Here is a 22,731-nt window from a genome sequence, read left to right as displayed (position 1 = left end):
AGACAGAAGGGGAAGGTTAATTGCTTTTTTACAATCATTTGAGCAAAAGGTAATGCATTTATGGAAGCGTTATCATTTTAAGGAGAGGCTGTGAATTGTATGGTCAAAAGGAAGCTGCTTTTCTTCATCGTTTTCATGTTGACGGTCGTAGTTCCTTCCAGCCTGATCGGAATAAGGGCCGCTGATGCGGAGACCTTACCTTATCAGACGATTATCATCGATGACGGGAGTATCAAGATCAATGATGTTGTGACACCTGATGCGGGTAACGAGAACAATGGATATGTGGCTCCAAATTGGACTACAAGCACAGGGGTGAAGGGGTATGATCTTTCCAGCACCAAATATACGAGTACAGCAGGCAGAACGATAACATGGAATCCACGCTTGGAAGCAGGAACCGCGAAAATATCGTTCTATAAGCTGGATTGGGCGGATAAGGCTGATAGCAATGTAAAAATCGAAATTGTTCATAATGGAACAACGGATGTAGTCTTTATGGATCTAAGACCCTCATCTGGCGCTCCAGCAGGGTGGGTTGATTTGGGAGAGTACTATTTTTCTGGAGTTGGTGAAGAATTCGTTCAATTGACCCGGTCTACCGGCACCACAAACACGATCCTTACACGCGCGGATGCGGTCAAGTTCGAAGGGAATATAACGCAGAAAGAGCCACATAAGACAATCATCATTGATGATGGGAGCCTCACAATTGATCATGTCGTTACGGTTGATTCCGGCAACGCTAATAACGGATTCTCCGCTCCATATTGGAGCACAAGCGCGGGAGTGAAGGGATACAATAATTCCAGTTCCAAATTTACAGACGCTGTAGGTAGAAGCATCACCTGGAATCCACGCTTGGAAGCAGGGACGGCGAGAATATCGTTCTATAAGCTGGATTGGGCGGATAAAGCAGATAGTAATGTGAAAATTGAGATTGTTCATAACGGGATTACGGATGTTAAGTTTATGGATCTAAGACCTTCGTCAGGTCCATCGGTTGGATGGGTGGATCTGGGGGAGTATGAGTTTAGTGGTAATGATAGCGAATTTGTCAGGCTGACTCGAACACAGCCTTCTACGGGTACAATTATTACGCGGGCTGATGCAGTCAAGTTCGAGGGGAATATCCGTCAACAAGCACCACCGTTGCCCCCGCTAAGAAGCCGTACCTTAGCAAATCTCAGTTACACAGAGAAAGGCAGCATCGAAAATGCTAACTACAAGGCAACCTTCTATGAGGCAGCATGGGATGGAGGCAAATCCATCGTTCGTGACATGTTCTACAAGAACACGGAAACGGGAAACTGGATGCCAATCAATAATGAATCGGAAAGACTTGAGGAGCAATGGGTTTTATTAGATGGGAACGCGGGCAGCCGAACCAATTACTACGATACGATGAACAAGCGCTGGATTACATTCGACGGGGTCCATTTTCCCGACAGCCAGACGGCGCTATTAACCGATTCTACGCATGGCAGTGATTACGATTTTGAAGTGAACTGGTCCATGGCGGGGGATAAACCAGATGTTTCTTTTGCCTTTACGCCTCGCCGCGACGGCAATTATGTGATTGGATATCAGTCCTTCACAACAGAGGCAGTCTCGGGCATCAATGAAGTGTTAAATGGATTCCGGTCACATGCCAAAATGGTAGGTACGGTGGAATCAACAAGTTTAAGAGAGCTGAGCGCTCCGATGAGCCTAGTTGAGAAAAAAGATGGTTCGGGAAATCCATTAACGTATGGCGTATTTGTACCTTCGGCAGAGCTTCCGGTTGAATTTGAACCGACGGGAGGTGTGACGAAACAACGGCTTGGCATGAGCCTGGTCAACAACGAAGGTAGTGTGCAACCAATCCTGTATGCGCCTCAATTAGGGACTTATTCGCAAATGACCGCAGAAAGCACGTATCAATTTCATATGGGGCTAATCGCTCAAAAAAGCAATCTATATGAGTCCTACGTGGATATTCTTCGCAATGAGTACGATTATTCGGCATACCGGGAAAATGTGTCAGATCAGTCGCTTACTGACGCGATGTTTAATATGATTGATCTCCTTAAAATTGAGCCGCAAGGGGACGACTCTGTGAATTATGTCCCATCACCCAGCGGGTGGTGGAGCCGTGCCAAGGGTTTTATCGATATCGAAAACGAGGATAGCGTCCGAACAAGCTCGAATGCGGTTCTTTTGGGGGCTTATTATTTAACTGGAGATGACCAGCTATATGATACGAGAGCACTGCCGTCCGTCCAGTATGGCGTATCCCGAAATGGTATAGGTTGGTCACCAACGCAGAAAAAAGTATACGGTGTGCCTTCGTTATGGAAAATGGCTACTCTGCCGTTTGATGTTTCAAGCGTAGCCGCTGTCAATCAGATGATGGGCACTTCGGCAGGAATTGGGGCATTGGCACAGGAAGAGTATCTTGTGCGTGACCCGGATCAAAAAGACCGTGGGCCTGTCATTCAGCCCCTGATGATGTATCGGATGACGGGAGATGCACAGTATTTGCAAGCTGCGAAGGATGCAGCCGACAGTTATATCACGCAACATATCGATACGCCTGCATCCGTCGATGTGAGCAAAAATGAGTTCATTTATTATTATAGCAAGCTGTGGATGGAGATCTTGGAGCTATATGAGGAAACGCAGGATCCCAAATACTTGGATGCCGCCTATAAGGAAGCCAAACGGTATGCAACGATGTTTGTTGCTCGTCCAGTTCCTGAAGGTAACGTTACGATTCCTCAGCCGGAGACATATAATTACGCGGAGTCGTTCCATTGGCCGGAAAGTGGTAAATTTCAATATCCAAGACTCAAGCTTCCAGAAGATATTGCCGGAGGTGTTCAAGCGGAGCGTTCGCTTGTTTCACCAAGCGGATTGACGTTTGAAGCAGGAAGTACAACCGGTTATTATCGGATGAATGCTCAGGAAGCTCCATTCATGTTGAGATTGTCGCTTTATACAGGGGATAAACTACTGCAGGATATTGCTCATAATGCGGTTATTGGACGATATTCCAGTTATCCAGGTTATTATTATAAAGGCTTCGCCGTTAGCCAACTTGAACCGGACTTTCCTCTGGAAGGCCCAAGCGGGGCTACATCCATCTATTATCACCATATCCCGGGGCAGCTCGGGCAAACGATGGATTATTTGATCAGCGAACAATCATTGAAATCGAACGGCAGTATTACGTTTCCTTCCGTTTTTGAAACGAATTTTTTATGGTTCAAATATCACCTCTATGGGAATAAACCAGGTCAATTTTATGGTAACTCCGACGTTTGGCTATGGATGCCCAAGGGGATTATTAAGACCAACCATCCTCAATTAAACTGGATAACCGGTGAGAGCGGGGATAAATTCTACATCGGGTTAAGCAACGCATCTTCAGAAGAAGTTCAGACTCCAATTGAATTAAATGAACAAATCATTGGGTTCAACCTGGCACAAGATTACGCCGTAACAATCATCCGTGACAATGGTACACCAGAGCAAACGGTTATGAGTGGTGGAATCATTCAAGCCACGGTTTCAGGCAAGGGAATCACCGCGATCATTGTAGAGGGACTCGATATTGATGTACCGCTACATCAGGTCAGAACGGCAGATACATCGGATGCAAGTTATTTCTTTGATACCCACAGTCCAATTGATGCAGTTAAAGGCATGCTGATCGTTAAGCCCGACGAAACGGTCTATGATGCTTATATGCAGGCCAAAACGACAAAACCAGCGACAATCCATTATTCCTTGGATGGCGGGGCCACGTACACGACCATCCCAGATACGATATACCCGATGGAATGGTCGATACGAGTGAATGATTTATCTCAAACCTTCACGTATTACGTGGAATCGGAGGGGAAACAGACCCGCAAGCGGACACTTTATCTGCCTGATAAGGTAACGGAAACTCCAGTCCAACCCGATGGGCAGGATAGTTCAACCATCATTGTGGATAATACAGAGGCGGAGACAGAAGGCGTCTGGATAAGGGATACGACGGCTAACGATTATTATTATGATAACTATGTGTATGCCAAATCTACGACCGGCACAGCGACAAGCAAAATGAGATGGCGGCCTGAGCTGCCAGAAAGTGTCACTTACAGTGTGTATTACAAGATTCCGCAAATCACTGTTGCGAGTGAAAATTGGGCAACAAATGCCTCATTTACCGTTTATTATAGCGGAGGCTCCGAGACGGTGACAGTTGATGAGACAACAGCGAATGGTACTTGGGTGCACCTGGGGGATTATCCTTTTGCTGCAGGCGATAGCGGGTACGTGGAATTAACCAATAAGGCCAACAAGGCCAGAGTCGTTGCCGATGCAATCATGTGGGTGGATCCAAACAGGATACCGCAATTGGAGTCTGCTGTGATCATGTCCGATCGGAACGAGCTGCAGATGACTCAAACCGCAAAACTGAGCGTAACAGGTTATTTGGATAACGGTTTGGTCGGTGATCTTACACAGGCAGATGTGCAGTATTTCGTTGATCGTACGGATCTGGCTGAAGTGAATAGCAGTGGGGTGTTGACCCTTCTTAATCTTGATGGAGACACGGATCACATTGAGGTATGGGCTACTGTTACGGTTGACGGAGTGACCTTAACCACACCACCTTTGAATATCACGATCAGGGACCTAACGGTTATCGTGGACAGTACAAATACAATGGGGTTATACACGACAGAAGGGTCGTGGAGCCAAAGCAATTTAGCCGGATACAAAATTGGGGTTAAATCCCGCTATTCAACAGTTCAAGGTTCATCAGCAACGTGGAAAGGCCAGTTCCCAGAGGGGAAATATACGGTCTCGATCTATAAACTCGTCCATACGACCGCAAACGATAACAATGTCAAAGTGGAAGTGAAACATAAAACGGGTACCGAGGTCACCTATATGGATGCAACGGCCGGATCATCGGGTTGGGTTAATCTGGGGACGTTCGACTTTACGGGTGACGGCAGCGAGTATGTCCGGCTAACCAGAGTTACGCCTACAACGGTAGACCCGCCAACGCTTCCTGCGGATATGATCTATACGAGGGTTGACGCTGTTATGTTCGAACGACATTCCGATGATTCGGAGCCGCTTCCCAATAAGGTGCCAGTTGAACCGACACTTTCTGAATAATGGCAGTGAATTATGAATGGAAGTGGAACAACGGTAAGTGATGTTATACAAATTATTGTAAAATAACGCTAAGAGCCGAGTGGATCAAAACGATCCATTTGGCTCTTTGTGTCGAAGTGCAAGAAAGTGTGGTTACAAGGGAAGGCAGTCGGCCACCTTCCTCTTACCACCCATTAATCACTTAAGTTTGCCAAATCCAACTTTTTTGGATACTCGTAAAAAAATTGCCGCGTTCAGATTATGTTTCGTCACACTCAAAACGTTTCTCTAGACCCACACAAATCTTCAATGGTACCATCATACACGTGCTTGAATTGAAGATTGCAGGAGGATATCATGTGGATCAACTTAAATACGATAATCTAAAGCTGGGAGAGCGCGGAGCTATCATCAGCATTATCGCCTACATATGTTTGACCGTATTAAAACTGATCGTTGGCAATATGGCCGGATCAGAAGCGCTCAAGGCGGATGGATTAAACAATGCCACCGATATTGTGGCCTCAATAGCTGTACTGATCGGTTTGAAGCTTGCCCAACGCCCAGCCGACACAGATCATACATATGGTCACTGGAGAGCAGAGACCGTTGCGTCACTTGTTGCTTCTTTCATTATGATGGCAATAGGTTTACAAGTACTGTTTCAAGCCATTGGTTCTGTGTTTCAGGGTAAACATGAATCTCCGGATATCATCGCTGGGTACACAGGCATTTTCTGCGCAGTTATCATGTATCTGGTCTATCGCTATAACAAGAGACTTGCTACTCGTATTAAAAGTCAGGCAGTCATGGCTGCAGCTCGAGATAATATCTCCGATGCCTGGGTGAGCACCGGTACGGTCATTGGGATCGTGGGTTCCCAGTTCGGCCTCCCATGGCTGGACCCTGTAACGGCTGTCATTGTAGGTTTCCTGATCTGCAAGACCGCTTGGGACATTTTCAAGGAAGCCACACATCATCTGACGGATGGTTTTGATGTTGAACTGATTCAGGAGTACAAAAAAACGATTGCCGGAATTGACAGCGTAGAGACAGTTAAAGACGTGAGAGCGCGGAACTATGGCAATAACGTTGTAGTAGACGTTGTCATAACAGTTGATGCTGAGCTGGATCTTCAACAAGCACACGATATCTGTACAGACGTGGAGAACGAGTTAATGGAGGAGCATGACGTATACACTGTTCACGTTCATGTGGAACCTGATACGTTGGAAGAGTGCATTTAAACTCAGGATTATAAAAGAGCGACTCGGCAAAGCAAAAAAACCAGTGAGCTTTACTCATTCACTGGTTTTTCGTTGATTTCAATTGTTCATTTTTAAAAGAATACGCGCGTTTTTCATCCCATACATGACTATCTCGGCAAATTGTAGGTAATCAGATTGTTATATTTATCCGCATGTTTCTGTTCGTCCAGGATGATTCCCCACACCGTGTCTTTATATATGCCATAAGGGAGACCAAACCATATTTTTCTATACTTTTCCACGGCCGCCAATTCACCCTGAAACGCCTTTTGCAGTCCGGCAAGATAAGAGGTGACCGTCTCAACCGGCTCACTGCTTATGCCCGTAATCTCCTGACCTGTCAGATCCTTGTACATTTGGCGGAACATTTGATTATGTCCTCGTTCATCATTGCGGATGCTCGTGATGATGGCAGCCTGATTGGCATCGGGTGACAACTGAATCAGTGAATCATAGAACACCTCATCGTTTCGTTCTCCTTGCACAGCCGTTTTGATTAATTCGAGTGCTTCGGCTGATGATGTTGCCCATACCGGAGTAAAAGTGTACCTGTAACCATAAGGATATGCCACATACATTAAGAATCCCTCCAAGACAAATATGAGTTAAGATATGCACGTATGCCCATCAGCGTTAACCCATATCATCTGTCCTGCCTTATTAGTGGAAAGTTAAGTAAAACTTCACTTCATATACCTTAATAGTTTACTGTAACCATAAGCAAGAACAAATGGCAGGAGGTATGACAAAAAGGTCCAAAGAATGTTCCATCCATGAAAATAAATGACATGCCCCATTATTTTGGCAACCCATTCAATTAATGTCAGCGACAATGATGCAACAAGAATCGCCAACCATGGCTTGGCACCTTTTTCTAAAATCGTATACATCATCAGACAGCCGGCGATCGGATAGACTCCTAGATCCATTGGAAGAGCAGCCAAGGATTGATTATGAGTATTCGGCAGAATATTCCAGAAGTAATTAAATCCGATATTGTTGATGGATGCTGAAATAGCCACACCAAGTGGATAATATAGAATAAGGATTGTAAAGTTCCGACGCAGAATCCATACACCCACTATAATGGGAATGACCATACCCAGCAGAATGTTTCCTAACATGCCATTTTCCTCCAAAGCTTTGTTACTTCTGTAGTTTAACTATAAGCCGCATCAGCATTTATCGGATTTCTCTCACTTCAATACAAGTGGTGTTGTATAAGTTAACCAACTTCATGGGATATAATGCATATTAGCAAATTCGAAATAGGCATGTGTGAGTCCAAACGTTAAAAAGGCCGCTTATCCAACAAGGGTAAGCGACCTTTTTTAGCGCATTTAGTAAACTTACATTAATGCAGTTTAAATTCGTTTAGAAACGGAGCAGCTTATCCACATGATTCATATGTTCCAGATTACGAATAAACTCGAATCGTTCTTGTTTGTTTCCATCAAAAGGTGTGCCTGCAAGAAATCGATTGAATTTCTGTTCAAGCATATTCCAGCCAAACGGAGTTTCCATATCGCCTAGAGGTACAGGCATCCACCGTTCATATATATTGCCATCATGTGTTGTTATAACAACATGGGCAGCGCAAAAATGAGTCGGATGATCAGCCAGATATTGCTGCACTTCATCATCCAGGGTTACTGTAATTTTTTGCACCAGCTCCTGAACCTCCGGATCGGTGAAGCTATTGAATATTAATTCCTCTGAGTCCATACGACCGTATTTGAGAGCCACGGCTGAAGTGAATTGTGTGCTGGCCTGTGCTCCGATTGCGGTCTTGGGTTTAGGATTCGTCAGACGATATACAAATGAAGAGGTCCTCACATCAACAGACTTGATCTTGGATGGTGTTAAACTATAGTCTTCACGAAGTTCCAACATAGCATCCAGAGTGGCGTGTAATCCACGCTGGCAGGCATGACGTTTGAAATAAATGTCAGTCACTTTAAAATCAGTTCCCAGTCCTTCCAACACATGACTTGTGTCACAATGCCCGCTTGTTCCTTTGAAAGCCTGAAAGAATCCATATTTTCCTTCCAAAGCTGCATCAGGACCCGTGAAACCACAGGATGCCAGTCTCACGGCCCTTAATCCGGTCAATGCCGCCCAGCCGCTGCATAAAATTTTCCCTGAAGTTCCATCATTCTGATATTCAATCAAACCTCCTGTGAACAGAGAAGCAATCCCCATCGCATCCTTGGTCTGCTTGGCATCTGCATTTGTTAATTTACTTACCAAGGCCGCTGCTGCAACAGCACCGCATACCCCGGTAGCATCAAATCCTCTTTCCCGGTACATAAATGGATTGATCGCTTCGCCTAACCGAGCATATACGTCATAAGCCGCAACAATGGCGGTGATCATCTGTTTCCCATCGTTTCGGTGAAGCTGAGCCATACTTAGCAGGAGCGGAACAAGCACAGATCCAGGGTGGCCCATGGCGTGGCGATAGCCGTCATCCAGATCTGCACAACGTGCCATCATGGTATGAATGAAGACAGCATGATCTGTACTAGTGCGAACATCCTGTTCACCAATCAATGAGACCAAGTCTTCATTTTTAATAATAGAGTCTGCCAATCTTGCATATTCCAAAATGCGTTCACTTGTTTCGGAGTATCGACCAAATACCATATTACCGTAAGAGTCGAGTATTACCTGTTTACCTACTTCGATAGCCCTCTCGGAAAGATCCTCATATTGAAGACGGGTTACGTAGTTGGCAAGTTCTACAATCATATGATTCACAACAGTTCACCTCGTTATTTTGACTTCAATCCGCAAATACACGGGAAGTTTACATAACAAAAATATAAAGTTGGCATGATGTTGAACTCAAGCACAAGTTAACTGCACTAACTCAACTTTTGTATGCACATAAGTAATTGAACGCCAATATGATTCAATTGCTTTGATGCAATGAAGGGGTGCAATAACGTTTGACTATTTTTTTCAAATCCTCTACGTAAGAGGGGAAAATTTTAGATTTGTGATAGATCAATGCGAGCGGGTGAAGATAGGAAAACTCAGCGATTGGAAATACATGAAGGTGAGAATTCGTATGATTAGACTCATTTAATGCATGAATCCCTGAAAGATACATCGTTAATGAAAAACTGGCCGCGTAATCCTCAGCACACAACAGGTGATGGATATCCGGTTGCGTCAATTCGTTAATACAATGCAGGGATATGTTACGTTCAGCGAGATGTTTATCGAGCAAAATACGGGAATTGAAGTTTTTCTTATTCAGAACAAAGGGGACATGTTGAAACAGACTCAAATCCGCACCCTGGTTAAATGTTTCGATGCACTCGGGATATTGATCAGGGAAATACTGCTTGAGCAAATTGTCCGAGATCACCATGTACATCTGTTCAAGCAGAATCGTTTCATACTTTACATTTTGCGTTACGATATTGTCTACACCCGAGAGAAACAGATCCAGTGAATTGTTTAACACCATCTCCTGCATTTGCGGTGAGGTTGTACGATGAATTTTAAGCTCCACTTTGGGATGCAGGGCATAAAACTCTTTTAATAATTTCGGCACGATAATGGGATAGCGCCCTTCGGTAACGCCAAAATGAATCGTGCCTGACTTATCCTCTTTAAGATCAGTAAGTTGATTCTCCATGTTTTGATCCAGCAGCTCAATTTGACGAAGCGTATCTTGCATAATTTTCCCCGCTGCTGTCAGCGCAATTTTAGGTTTTCTTTCGAAGAACGCAACACCATGTTTTTCTTCCAAGCTTTTTAGGTATTTGCTGAGTGATTGATGGGAAATATATAGTCGTTTCGCTGCATTGGAAATGTTTAACTCTTCGGACAGAACCAAAAAATATTTATAGTTATTAAGCATGCATACCTCCTGAGGTAATCTTCTTTGTGACTCTGATGTAAACACTATAGATGCAACACGGTTAAAGATCATCATACTGCAACTATTAGTTACATACAAGCAATCTAAATGTGCTTTGGGGTTGCGAATATCTATGATAAATTATGAATGTATTCACGATGTCCATAGCAGTGTAAGCGTGAGCAATATGCAAATGTCTGCTCCAAAATATAATTAACAGGAGGTTATCTGCGTGAGTAAAGTTGCAGTTCTATTAGCAGAAGGATTTGAAGAAAGTGAAACCCTGACGATTGTTGATATTTTGAGAAGAGCACATATCGAATGTCACATGATTAGTACAGCGGGTGAAATGGTTCGTGGTAGTCATGACATCGTGGTCAAGGCTGATGCGCTTATCAGTGAAGATGTTAAAACCTACGATATGATTGTACTCCCTGGAGGAATGCCTGGGGCCGCTAATCTTCGTGATGATGACCGTGTAATTCAACTTATTCAGGAAATGAACCAGTCCGGCAAATATGTAGCAGCCATGTGTGCAGCACCTCTTGCACTAGGCAAAGCAGGTGTGTTGGAGACCAAAAATTTTACCGCTTATGTAGGTTATGATCAGAAAATTGAAACGAGCGGTACTTTTAAAGAAGATATTGTTGTTAAAGATGGAAATCTGATTACAAGCCGTGGCCCTGCGACGTCTTATGCTTTCGCTTTTGCATTAGTGGATGCCTTAGGCGGAGACAGTATGGCTGTCAAAAATCGTATGGTTTATTTCAATGCATTTGATGCTGAATAGGAGGGAACTGAAATGACGAATAAAGTAGCAGTATTGATGGCGGAAGGTTACGAAGAGGGAGAAACGCTGACGATTGTTGATATTTTGAGAAGAGCGGGATTGACCTGTGACACGTTTTATTTTGGTGATAAGTTGGTTAAGGGCATGCACGGCATCTTTGTAGAAGCAGACAAACCTTTTGGCGAAGAAGTAAAGCAGTATGACATGATCGTTCTGCCGGGAGGCCGCCCAGGTGGACAAAACCTGAAGGAAAATCCAGATGTGATTGACATGGTGCAGTACTTCAATCAGAACAACAAGCACATTGGCGCAATGTGTTCCGGTACGGTGGTACTGTCCGATGCCAAGGTCATTGAGGGAAAACAGGTAACAGGTTATGTAGGGTACGCTGAGAAATTGATTGGCGGCATCTTCAAGGATGAAGTCGTCGTAGCTGACCAGAATCTCGTTACAAGCCAAGGGCCTGCAACACCTTATCCATTTGCATACAAAATTGCAGAAATCTTCGGCAAAGATACATCAGGCCTACGTGAAAAGATGTTATACAACTTTGCCGGAGGCAAGTAAAGACAGCTAAGAGGGCGGGGGAATCATATGAAAACAGAGGAATTGGCTAAGGAGATTATCGCTAACATTGGACAGGATAATATTACGTATGCCACGCATTGTGCAACCAGATTGAGATTCAACGTAAAAGATGAGTCTCAGGTTAACTTGAAAGCGCTTGATCGACTGGAAGGTGTCTTGCGAGCCCAGTTTAACAGCGGTCAGTTACAGATCATCATTGGCGCAAAAGTGAAAAGCGTTTTTGACGCAGTAAGTGAAAAGCTTGACTTGGAAAATCAGGACATTGAAGTGAAAGCAGTACAACAAAAAAAGAATGTGATTTCCCGAGTCGTGGAAACGGTGGCAGGTATATTCGGGCCAGTCATTCCAGTGTTGATTGGGTGCGGTATGGTGAAGTCTGTGCTTGCAATCCTGACGACAATGAATCTTCTTGAGACAACAAGTGGTGCGTACCAAACCTTTAGTCTGATTAGCGATCTTATTTTCTATTTTTTCCCCTTCTTCCTTGCAGTCAGCGCGGCCAAGAAGTTCAAAACCAACGAATATCTGGCTGTGGCCCTTGCCGGGGCTTACATGTATCCCACCATTATGGAAGGTGCAGCAAAAGTGGCAGAGACGGGTGTTACCAGTTTAAGCTTTTTCGGCCTTCCATTATTGCTCGTGAACTATAAATCAACGATCATTCCGATTATTATTTCGGTTTGGGTGATGAGCTACGTTTACCGGTTTGTTAATAAGCGAATACCCGATATGTTTAAAATTTTGTTTGTGCCGATGATTGTGTTGTTCATTATGGTTCCACTTGGATTAATTGTTTTCGGACCTTTAGGAACCTACTTCGGCAGTGGAGTTGCTCAAATTGTAACGTATTTGTATACGGTGAATGGCGTCATTGGTGCATTTTTATTTGGAACATTCAGACCCCTTTTAATTATATTTGGCATGCATTACGCGATTACTCCAATTAACAGCCAGCTGATTGCTGAATATGGATACTCGGTAGTTTCACCTGCAAACTTGACTGGAAATCTGGCTCAAGCCGGGGCATGTATTGGTGTATTCCTCTTATTGAAACATAAAGCGAGCAAATCCAGTGCTCTATCCAGTGGTGTAACGGCGATGTTTGGTATTACCGAACCGGCTATCTTCGGATTCAACCTTAAGTACAAGCGCCCATTTATCTGTGCGATGCTTGCAGGAGGTATCGGAGCAGCTTACATCAATTTCTGGGGTGGAGGAGCAACGGCTCTGATTCTGCCAGGTATCCTGGCCTTGCCAACCTATATCGCTGACAGTTATATACACATCATTATCGGGGTAGCAATCAGCATTACGCTTGCACTGGTTGCCGTCTTGATCTGGGGAATTGAAGAAGAGATTCCAGCTCCAGTTACTGCAAGTGTTGGCAATGGAACAGATGGTTCTGCTGCCGCTAATGTGATTACGTCGACCTCAGAATCCCATGCTTTGACTCGACCAACCGGAACACTAATCATTGGCTCTCCGATTAACGGGATAGTTAAAAATATAACTGAAATCGACGATCCCATCTTTGCTCTGGGGAGCGGTGCTGCAGTTGAATCAATCGATGGCAAAGTATACGCGCCATTTGACGGTAAAGTTGTATCGCTGTTCCCAACCAAACATGCCATTGGACTGATGTCGAATGAAGGAGTGGAGATGCTTGTTCACGTAGGGATTAACACCGTCAAGTTGAAAGGAAAGCATTTCACAGCTTATGTGCAGCAGGATCAGGTGATTAAGCAAGGAGATCTGCTGATCGAATATGATCATGAAGCTATTCGGGCAGCAGGATTCGATACGGTCGTGCCCATCATTATATCGAATACTTTTGAATATCAGAGTGTTGAGCAGATTGCTGAGGATCGGGTTGTCCAAAACGAAGCACTGTTACGCATTCACGCTTAGAGGTGGTAAATATGAGTAAATTATCTGAAGACTTTCTTTGGGGAGGCGCTGCAGCGGCCAACCAGTTAGAAGGTGGATGGAATGAGCGCGGCAAAGGAGTCAGTGTTGCAGATGTCATGACAGCAGCAACACATGGCTTGGAGCGAAGAATTACACAGGGAATTGAGGAGAATGTATATTACCCTAGTCATCAGGCTAGTGATTTTTATACAAGATACAAGGAAGATATTCAGTTGTTTCATGAGATGGGATTCAAATGCTTTCGAACCAGCATCGCGTGGACACGGATATTTCCAAACGGAGATGAGACGGAACCGAATGAGGAAGGTCTGCAATTCTATGATGACTTGTTTGACACCTGTTTGGCATACGGGATTCAGCCAGTAGTCACCATATCTCACTTCGAAATGCCATATCATCTAGTGACGGAATATGGGGGATGGCGCAATCGTAAATTGATTGACTTTTATTTAAACTTCTGCGAAGCAGTCTACACCAGATATCGGACAAAGGTTAAGTACTGGATGACGTTTAACGAAATCAATATGATTGTGCGCAAGCCATGGAAGCCGGGAGGCATTCAGTGGAACGATGGGGAAAACAAACTTCAGACCATGTACCAGGCTGCGCATTATATGCTGATAGCCAGTGCCAAAGCAGTCAAACTCGGTAAAGAGATCAACCCGGACTTTATGATCGGCGGTATGTTCCTTCATCCAACGTCATACGCAGCTACCTGCGACCCTGATGATGTGCTTGCCCATGTCAAAAAGCTTCAACAAGCTTACTTCTTTCTCGATGTACATGTCAGAGGCAAATATCCACGCTCATATTATGGGTTCCTGAAGCAGCATCAATTGGAAATTGAAACTGCTCCTGAGGATGAATTGATTCTGAGAGAAGGAACCGTAGATTATATCGGATTCAGTTATTACTCCAGCTCTGTCGTTATGGCTAATCCAACCGATCAGGACAAGAGTGAAGGGAATGAAATAAGCGGTTATAAAAATCCGCTCTTGCCTGCCAGTGAATGGGGATGGCAGATTGATCCGGTAGGTCTCCGGATTACATTAAACTGGCTATATGATAAGTATCAGATCCCGCTATTTATTGTAGAGAATGGTTTAGGCGCAGTGGATACGCTCGAAGAGGATGGGTCAGTGCATGATCCATATCGGATTGATTACCTTAGACAGCATGTGAGTGAGATGAAAAAGGCGATTCTGGAAGACGGAGTTGAAGTGATAGGTTACACTCCTTGGGGTTGCATAGACCTTGTCAGTGCCGGAACAGGAGAGATGAAAAAGAGATATGGCTTAATCTATGTCGATAAAGACAATGATGGAAAGGGTTCATTAAAGCGAGTTAAAAAAGATTCTTTCTACTGGTATAAAGAATGTATTAAAAGTCAAGGGAAGATAATATAACACTTCGTCAAGTACACGAATGATTAATTAAAAGCCCTTGTCTCCATCGGCAACAACTGGAGACAAGGGCTTAAGCTTTTTCAAAGTTTTACCCGAAATTTATTAGGGATTTTTTTTACTGGTGCTTACTGAGAATATCAAATATGATCTTGGCATTATCTGTGTTGTCGATCAAACCGGCGAAGCGATGACTTGCCGGACCGTAGGCATAGACCGGAACATCTTCACCTGTATGTCCACCTGTTGTCCAGCCGGTATATGAACGGTTATCAATAATCGCTTCAATAGCATTATCAATCTTTGTTACATCCGCACTTTTGGCTGCTTCGTTCACCGATTGAATCTCTTCAGGTTTCAACTCCAGTTTCAGATAACTTTTCAGTGTTTCTTCAACCGAAGCACCTTTTGCAATTTGTGCTGCCATGAAGTCAGGTGTGCGCAGTGCAGCTTTGATTGGGTCTACGAAGAAGTTGTATTCTCCGTCTTTTCCAAGCGTAAGTCCGCCCGTGGAGTGGTCGGCAGTAGCTACGACAAGTGTTTCACCGTCTTTTTTGGCAAAATCAATAGCTGCCTGAAATGCTGCTGCGAAATCATCCATTTCACTCATCGCGCCAACGATATCATTATCATGTCCTGCCCAGTCGATCTGGCTGCCTTCGACCATTAGAAAGAATCCTTTGTCGTTCGAACTGAGGCGATCAATCGCTGTATTGGTCATCTCAGCTAATGATGGAGTTGCAGCAGTACGATCAATCAACTTGTCCAGCCCTCCGTCCGCAAACAGTCCAAGAACTTGTTGATTCTTATCAGCAAGGAGAGAGGAACGATCCGTCACATAGCTGAATCCGGCCTTCTGGAACTCCTTCGTCAGATCACGACCCTCGCGTACAAAATTGGATTTCCCTCCACCCAGAAGTACATCCACCTTATGCTTGCCATTAATCAACTCATCATAATAATCGTCCGCAATAGCATCCATATTTTTTCGACTGATATCATGGGCACCAAATGCAGCTGGTGTGGCATGAGTGATCTCCGACGTAGCCACGAGTCCGGTGGCTTTCCCGTTTTCTTTTGCCTGCTCAAGTACGGTTTTGACTTCCTTCTGCTCAGGGTCAACCGCAATGGCCGCATTGTATGTTTTTACACCTGCCGACATGGCCGTTGCTGCGGAAGCGGAATCCGTCACATTTTGTTTATCATCATCCGGATAGGTCATTTGTGCCCCAACAAGATAAGGGTCGAATACGGTTTTATCCATGCCCTTCGTCGAAGGATCATCTTTCATATAACGGTAGGCGGAAGTATAAGAGGTCCCCATGCCATCCCCAATGAGGAAGATGATGTTCTTGATTTGTTTTTTCTCCACACTTACAGCTTGAACGGCACTTGCTTGTCCGCCGGACAAGAGAGTAGAAGCCGATACAGCCAGAGTCAGCGCTACCGCTGGTAATACTCTTTTGGATAATTTCACAATGATTCCTCCTCATAATATCTCAACAACAAAAATGAATGCATGAATCTATATTCATTTGTTCATCATTAAGAAGGTTAGCATTTATATGTAAATGAAAACCAAGAACTTTGTATACCTGATGTAAATTAAACAAATATACGGCGATAACTTTAATTTCTTTGCATGAGGAGCAAGTCAAACATTCCAATTAGGGCATATGTTTCCGGCGATAGATTCACATGATCTTCTACATACGAGATTACAAAAATATACTCATTCCGCTGTTTTTGAAGTATGATACAACATAAGTAGAACGCTTTCATTTTTTATATTACTGTTAGTATACAATCAATTTCATTTTCAGGAGGCTCTTTACCATTGACCAAAACAACTCCAAATTATGATGGGTATCTCTTTGTACATTTTATTGGCGAACAACCAGACGGAGAGCAGGTTTATTTCTCCTATAGCGAGGATGGTCTTCACTGGAAGGACCTTAATGGCGGATCACCTGTGCTGTTTTCCGACCTTGGAGAAAAGGGGGTACGGGACCCGTTTCTGGTTCGTTCAGTCAAGGATAATAAATTTTATCTGATTGCTACGGATCTCCGCATCGCAAGCGGCAAAGGATGGAGTCATGCTGTTAATGCCGGGAGCCGTGACGTAATTATATGGGAATCCAGCAATCTCGTGAACTGGTCATCCCCATGGAACGTTACACTAGGTGTTGAGGGCGCTGAATGTGTCTGGGCACCGGAAGCTGTCTATGATGAAATGGCAGATGAGTTTCTTGTATTCTGGGCTTCTGCGACGCAGGAACCTCAGGAGCAAGAACGAAAACAAAAAATATACAGCGCTCGTACAAAAGACTTTCGTACGTTCTCTGCATCGGAAAAATACATTGAGCGTGATAATCATATTATTGATACAACGATTCTTCCTGCGGATGGCTCTTATTATCGATACTCCAAGGATGAAACAACCAAAAACATACGGGTAGAAAAAGGAGACTCTCTCGACAAAGGGGCATTTGTTACACTTCAAGCTCCGGTACTGGAGGCTATGGCAGGTGTGGAGGGACCTCAAATCTTTAAATTCAATGACCGGGAGGAATGGTGCCTGATTGTTGATCGATTTGCTGAAGGCAAGGGTTATCTTCCTCTGCTGACTACGGATCTGGGAAGTGGAGAATTCCGAATCGTCCCTGATGGTAAATTCGATATGGGATCAACTCAAAAGCGGCATGGAAGTGTCCTGCCAATCACAGCTGAGGAGTGCAGCCGGCTTCTCGTGGCTTTTGGGGATGGTCATCAGGTGCTTCCCGGACAATATGCCGATCCTGATGTCGCACAGTTTGGGGATCGTTACTATATGTATCCGACAACAGATGGCTTCGAGGGGTGGTCGGGGACACAGTTCAAAGTGTTTTCTTCTTCAGACCTGAAGCATTGGCAAGATGAAGGTGTTATCCTTGATCTGGGAACAGAGGATGTAGCTTGGGCAACCGGTAATGCCTGGGCACCGGCAATAGCCAACCGTAACGAAAAGTTCTATTTTTATTTCTGCGGCAAAATGCTGAACGGCGAGAGTGCCATCGGCGTTGCTGTAGCAGATACACCGATTGGTCCATTCCTGGCCGAGTCACAGCCTTTAATCACAATGGAGCAGTTGAAACGTCTGGGCATTACTATGGGCCAAGCTATTGATCCCTCCATCTATGTCGAAGATGATGGAAGACCGTATCTGCTATTTGGCAATGGACATGGTGCCATTGTGGAGCTTGGTGAAGACATGATAAGTGTCGTTGAGGACACAATGAGCAATCTGGCGGGCTTGCATGATTTTCGTGAGGCGGTAACCGTGTTGAAGCAGGGTGGACTATACCACTTTACATGGTCCTGTGATGACACAGGTAGCGAAGAGTATCATGTAAATTATGGTACGGCAGAGCAGTTATATGGTCCAATTACCTATCGATACCCAATCTTGAGCAAAAATGTCGAGAAGGGCATGCTGGGAACAGGTCATCACTGTATCTTTAATGAAAATGAAACCGGTCAACTACGGATTGCCTATCACCGTTTTGTAACACCACTGTCCAGATTCTCCTCTGGAAAGGGGTATCACCGCGAAATATGTATGGACCCGCTTCTTTTTGGTAAGGACGGACTGATTCAGCCTGTTATACTCTAAAATAAGCAATTCAATTGAATTGCTATTTAATGAAGGCTTGATACAGCATGAATGCCTGTCAAATGTCGCTTTTAGCGGTTTTGGCAGGCATTTTTATCATCCACCTGGAACAAGCAAAGCCGTAGGGTTGAGCGGGTATGCGACTTATTAAACGCATTAATTCCAGAATACATTTGACAGACGAATCAATAAATCGTATTATTACGATATAACGATTTAGGAGGAATACTTTTGAACACTCCCGCTTTTGACAGTAATAACATTAAACAGTTCGATGAACCAGCTAATCTGCTGAAAGCTCTGTCTCACCCCATTCGTTTATGCATTGTGCGCGGACTGATGATGAAAAAAAAATGTAATGTTTCTTATATGCAGGAATGTCTGGATCTTCCCCAATCAACAGTCTCACAACACCTCCAGAAACTTCGTAGTGCAGGTATTGTTGCTACGGAGCGGAATGGTCTTGAAGTGAACTATGTGCTTGCCGATCAACGGGTTGAACAGATTATCAAAACTTTATTTGAAAAGGATGATTGTGAATCATGAGCAAAAAAGTACTCATTGTTGGCGGTGTAGCTGGAGGTGCATCTGCAGCTGCACGTCTTCGCCGTCTGGATGAACATGCCGAAATTATTATCTTTGAGAAAGGGCCCTACATTTCATTTGCCAATTGTGGTTTGCCTTATTATATAGGTGGCTCCATCGATGATCGAAAGCGTCTGCTGGTGCAAACGCCAAAAGGGATGGCAGATCGCTTTTGTATCGATGTGCGTACAAGAAGTGAGGTTATAGCTATCGATTCGCAGAAGCGAGTGGTTAAGATACAGTCCCAGGAGCGCGGTGCATATGAAGAAAGCTATGACGAGTTGATATTGTCACCAGGTGCTAAACCGATCATTCCCGATCTGCCGGGCAAGGACAATCCACTAATTTATACCGTACGAAGTATTCCAGATATTGATCGGATCAAAGACCAGGTAAGTTCGTCTAACAACAAGTCTTCGATTGTCATAGGCGGTGGATTTATAGGTGTGGAAATGGCTGAGAATTTAAAGGAAGCTGGTCTGGATGTAACGCTGATTGAGGGGAACGCACAAGTACTCACACCCTATGATACCGAGTTAGCAGCCGCATTGGCACAGGAAATGGAGAATCATGGTGTAAACCTGCTGTTTTCCAAACGTGTTCAGGGATTTCATTCCCTAGAGCAGGGCATAGGGGTTGAACTTGCCGATGGTCATGTGTTGACAGCTGACATGGTTATTCTTGCGATAGGCGTAACACCAGACACCTATTTTTTGAAAGATAGCGGCGTTTCGCTGGGTTCACGTGGACATATTATCGTAAATGAAGCCTTGGAAAGTAGTGTGCCACATATCTATGCTGTTGGGGATGCGATCGAAGTAACGGAAACCATTCATGGTACGAAGGCAACAATACCACTTGCCGGACCTGCCAACAAACAAGGTCGTATTGTTGCCGACCGTATCGCAGGGCTTCAATCTACCTACAAAGGAACACAAGGTACGTCCATTATCAAAGTATTTGGAATGACCGCAGCTACGACAGGCAGCAATGAAAAAACACTACAGCGTCTCGGCGTGGACTATCAAACCGTTATCGTACACCCTGCTTCTCATGCATCGTATTATCCGGGTTCAAGCGCAATTACTCTTAAACTGCTATTTACTCCGCAAGGTAAAATTTTAGGCGCACAAGCAGTCGGTTATGATGGAGTGGATAAACGAATTGATGATATTGCTGTAGCCATTCATTTTGGAGGACATGTCCGGGATTTAACAGAGCTTGAACTGAGTTACGCGCCTCCTTATTCGTCTGCCAAAGATCCCGTGAATATGGCTGGATATGCAGCAGAGAATATGATTACCGGACGTGTTCAGACGTTCACCTATAATCAACTGGCTGATCGTCAGCCGGGGCAGTCGATACTTCTGGATGTACGCAGTGAAATTGAGCATCAAAATGGTCATATTCCGGGTTCACTCTCTATTCCAGTTGATGAGCTTCGTCAACGTTTAGATGAATTAGACCCATCCAAAGAAATCTGGCTATACTGTCAAGTCGGCTTACGTGGTTACACTGCTTCGCAAATTTTGCGTCAGCATGGTTTTAGTGTAAAAAACTTAAGTGGTGGTTATAAAACATACCGTCAAGCCCAGTTTAATCCTGCTCCATTTACTACTGAAAAACAAGATCATCATGATTCTGCGGTGGACGTTAAGGAAAAAAAGTCTATTCCCTCTGAGTCGATACAACCGCAACGTATTGATCATGAGTTGAACGTTTGCGGATTAAGTTGTCCTGGTCCCCTAATTCAGGTTAAGCAGAAAATGGATCAACTAGCGAACGGAGAAACCCTTCGCGTGAAAGCTTCCGATCCAGGATTCTATGAAGATGTCAAAGCATGGGCCACAATGTCGGGTTCCACAATCTTGCAGTTGGAAAGACTGAAAGGCGGTACAATTGAGTCTGTCATTGCCAAAAATACAGCACAACCCGTATCCAATGCCCCAATCAGCGATCCTGCCAGCACGATGGTTGTTTTCAGTGGTGATCTGGACAAAGCGATCGCTTCACTCATTATTTCAAATGGGGCAGCAGCCAGTGGACGGAAAGTAACCCTATTTTTCACGTTTTGGGGATTGAGTATTATTCGCAAGCAGCAACCGCAGAAGTTATCCAAAACTATGATCGGCCGTATGTTTGATATGATGTTACCTCGCGGGAGCCAGAAGCTTGGCATGTCCAAAATGCATATGCTTGGAGCAGGCCCGAAAATGATCCGTGGTTTGATGAAAAAACATCATGTGCCTTCGTTGGAAGAATTGATAGAGAGCGCTATTGAACAAGGAGTAGAGATCGTTGCCTGCCAAATGTCTATGGATTTAATGGGAATTCAGCGTGAAGAATTAATAGATCAAGTCAAAATTGGTGGTGTGGGTTACTATCTTGGACAAGCATCACAAGCCAATCATAATCTGTTTATTTAAAAAAATTAGTAATGCTGAGCAGGATAATTGAATGCGTACCAATAGAATGCCACGATGAGTGGCATTTTTTTGTTCAAAAAAAATGAACGTTTCATTCAGAAACGGTTCTTTGACTTACATTTAACAGCAACATAGAGTGATGACAAGGACGGTGGTTGATTTAGCTAGGCAAATGAGAAGCATATATACCCTTGACTTTCCCCTGTACGGGAAACTATATACTCGCATTAGGTTAAAAGATTGGAGATGATATGTTGTTCAAAATCAGTGCGTTTTCCAGGCTAAGTAGGGTCTCATTAAAAACACTGCGTTATTATGACCAGATTGGCATACTTAAGCCGAGAAAGGTAGATCACGATACGGGTTACCGTTACTATTCCGCAGATCAGCTTCTCGAGCTCAACCGAATCTTCATTTATAAAGAATTGGGGTTCACGTTGCCACAAATCACACAGCTGTTACAGGAACATATTACATTGGAGAATATTCAAGGCATGTTTAAGCTAAAAAGAAGCGAAATTCAGCAGATTATCGATACGGAACAAGCCAAACTTGTCCGGATTGAGGAACGCATGCAGCTTATAGAGGAAGAGGGGCACGTCGAAACTGGGCAAGAAATCCGAATCAAAGAGGAAGGTGCTCGGCAGTTTCTTTTTCAGACAGGGTGCGGGAGGGAAGAGGAGATCCCGAGTTTATTTCATCAGTTTGATCAATCATTAACAAAAGAAATGCGCCAACTGATCAACGGACCTCAGGTTGTTTTGTGGAAAGAAATCGCAGGACAAGAGGAAGAGTTCGAGTTTGAAATAGGTTACTTCTTAAACTGTGAGCTGCGATCACCTCCCGACCCATTTCAACTGCGGACTCTTCCTGCCGAGCCCATGATGGCCACCATAGCTTATCGTTCCAATGCCACCTTTGCCTGTAAAGCCTGTGTTCATCTAGCTACATGGATTGAGAATAATAACTATCAGATCAAGGAGAACGGAGCTGGTAGGGAATTATATTTACCCTTATCTCAAGAACAAGATGTACAGTTTATAGAAATACAAATTCCAATACTAAATAGATAAC

At 44.2% G+C, this 22,731-nt stretch carries 15 protein-coding genes; 10 read left to right on the top strand and 5 right to left on the bottom strand.

Features of this window, described 5'->3' with window-relative positions:
- The first annotated feature begins 99 nt into the window (after window positions 1-99).
- Complete coding sequence (locus tag MHB71_RS09250; protein ID WP_340029379.1) at window positions 100-5,163, top strand: hypothetical protein; 5,064 nt, start codon at window positions 100-102, stop codon at window positions 5,161-5,163.
- Window positions 5,164-5,501: 338 nt separating this feature from the next.
- Window positions 5,502-6,389 (top strand): cation diffusion facilitator family transporter, encoded by an 888-nt coding sequence (locus MHB71_RS09245; protein ID WP_340029378.1) that lies wholly within the window; start codon window positions 5,502-5,504, stop codon window positions 6,387-6,389.
- A gap of 128 nt (window positions 6,390-6,517) precedes the next feature.
- Here the strand turns inward: MHB71_RS09245 and MHB71_RS09240 are convergent, their stop codons facing one another.
- From MHB71_RS09240 to MHB71_RS09225, 4 genes are all read right to left on the bottom strand, one after another.
- Window positions 6,518-6,988 carry a ferritin-like domain-containing protein gene (locus tag MHB71_RS09240; protein ID WP_036671366.1) on the bottom strand — a complete coding sequence of 157 codons (471 nt, stop codon included), beginning with the start codon at window positions 6,986-6,988 and terminating at the stop codon, window positions 6,518-6,520.
- A gap of 105 nt (window positions 6,989-7,093) precedes the next feature.
- Window positions 7,094-7,534: a CBO0543 family protein gene (locus MHB71_RS09235; RefSeq protein WP_340029377.1), complete on the bottom strand. Its 441-nt coding sequence runs from the start codon at window positions 7,532-7,534 to the stop codon at window positions 7,094-7,096.
- Window positions 7,535-7,784: 250 nt separating this feature from the next.
- On the bottom strand, window positions 7,785-9,161 hold the full coding sequence (locus tag MHB71_RS09230; RefSeq protein ID WP_340030151.1) for an MmgE/PrpD family protein: 1,377 nt from the start codon (window positions 9,159-9,161) through the stop codon (window positions 7,785-7,787).
- A gap of 163 nt (window positions 9,162-9,324) precedes the next feature.
- Entirely contained in the window at window positions 9,325-10,284 is a 960-nt protein-coding gene (locus MHB71_RS09225) for a LysR family transcriptional regulator (protein WP_340029376.1), read from the bottom strand.
- 232 nt (window positions 10,285-10,516) lie between these two features.
- On the opposite strand from MHB71_RS09225, the gene MHB71_RS09220 reads away from it, so the two are divergent.
- From MHB71_RS09220 to MHB71_RS09205, 4 genes are read left to right on the top strand one after another with little or no spacing between them, the layout of a single operon-like run.
- Complete coding sequence (locus MHB71_RS09220) at window positions 10,517-11,074, top strand: DJ-1 family glyoxalase III (RefSeq protein ID WP_340029375.1); 558 nt, start codon at window positions 10,517-10,519, stop codon at window positions 11,072-11,074.
- 12 nt (window positions 11,075-11,086) lie between these two features.
- Window positions 11,087-11,641: a DJ-1 family glyoxalase III gene (locus MHB71_RS09215; protein WP_340029374.1), complete on the top strand. Its 555-nt coding sequence runs from the start codon at window positions 11,087-11,089 to the stop codon at window positions 11,639-11,641.
- 27 nt (window positions 11,642-11,668) lie between these two features.
- A complete protein-coding gene (locus MHB71_RS09210; RefSeq protein WP_340029373.1) occupies window positions 11,669-13,570 on the top strand; it encodes a glucose PTS transporter subunit IIA in 1,902 nt (633 codons plus the stop codon).
- An 11-nt stretch (window positions 13,571-13,581) separates the two neighbouring features.
- Entirely contained in the window at window positions 13,582-14,997 is a 1,416-nt protein-coding gene (locus MHB71_RS09205) for a 6-phospho-beta-glucosidase (RefSeq protein ID WP_340029372.1), read from the top strand.
- 115 nt (window positions 14,998-15,112) lie between these two features.
- Here MHB71_RS09205 and MHB71_RS09200 read toward each other — a convergent pair whose 3' ends face one another.
- A complete protein-coding gene (locus MHB71_RS09200; protein WP_340030150.1) occupies window positions 15,113-16,474 on the bottom strand; it encodes an alkaline phosphatase in 1,362 nt (453 codons plus the stop codon).
- A gap of 357 nt (window positions 16,475-16,831) precedes the next feature.
- Here MHB71_RS09200 and MHB71_RS09195 point away from each other — a divergent pair, with 357 nt between their 5' ends.
- From MHB71_RS09195 to MHB71_RS09180, 4 genes are all read left to right on the top strand, one after another.
- Entirely contained in the window at window positions 16,832-18,646 is a 1,815-nt protein-coding gene (locus MHB71_RS09195) for a family 43 glycosylhydrolase (RefSeq protein ID WP_340029371.1), read from the top strand.
- 231 nt (window positions 18,647-18,877) lie between these two features.
- A complete protein-coding gene (locus MHB71_RS09190; RefSeq protein ID WP_036615511.1) occupies window positions 18,878-19,192 on the top strand; it encodes a metalloregulator ArsR/SmtB family transcription factor in 315 nt (104 codons plus the stop codon).
- Window positions 19,189-21,657 (top strand): FAD-dependent oxidoreductase, encoded by a 2,469-nt coding sequence (locus MHB71_RS09185; RefSeq protein ID WP_340029370.1) that lies wholly within the window; start codon window positions 19,189-19,191, stop codon window positions 21,655-21,657. The genes MHB71_RS09190 and MHB71_RS09185 overlap by 4 nt, the downstream gene beginning before the upstream one ends.
- 254 nt (window positions 21,658-21,911) lie before the next feature.
- Window positions 21,912-22,730 carry a helix-turn-helix domain-containing protein gene (locus tag MHB71_RS09180; protein ID WP_340030149.1) on the top strand — a complete coding sequence of 273 codons (819 nt, stop codon included), beginning with the start codon at window positions 21,912-21,914 and terminating at the stop codon, window positions 22,728-22,730.
- Window position 22,731 lies beyond the last annotated feature (1 nt).

The organism is Paenibacillus sp. FSL H7-0940, from assembly GCF_037979415.1.
GTDB lineage: Bacteria > Bacillota > Bacilli > Paenibacillales > Paenibacillaceae > Paenibacillus > Paenibacillus amylolyticus.
Note: the sequence above shows the minus strand (reverse complement) of the source record. Positions and strands in the feature narration are given on the sequence as shown.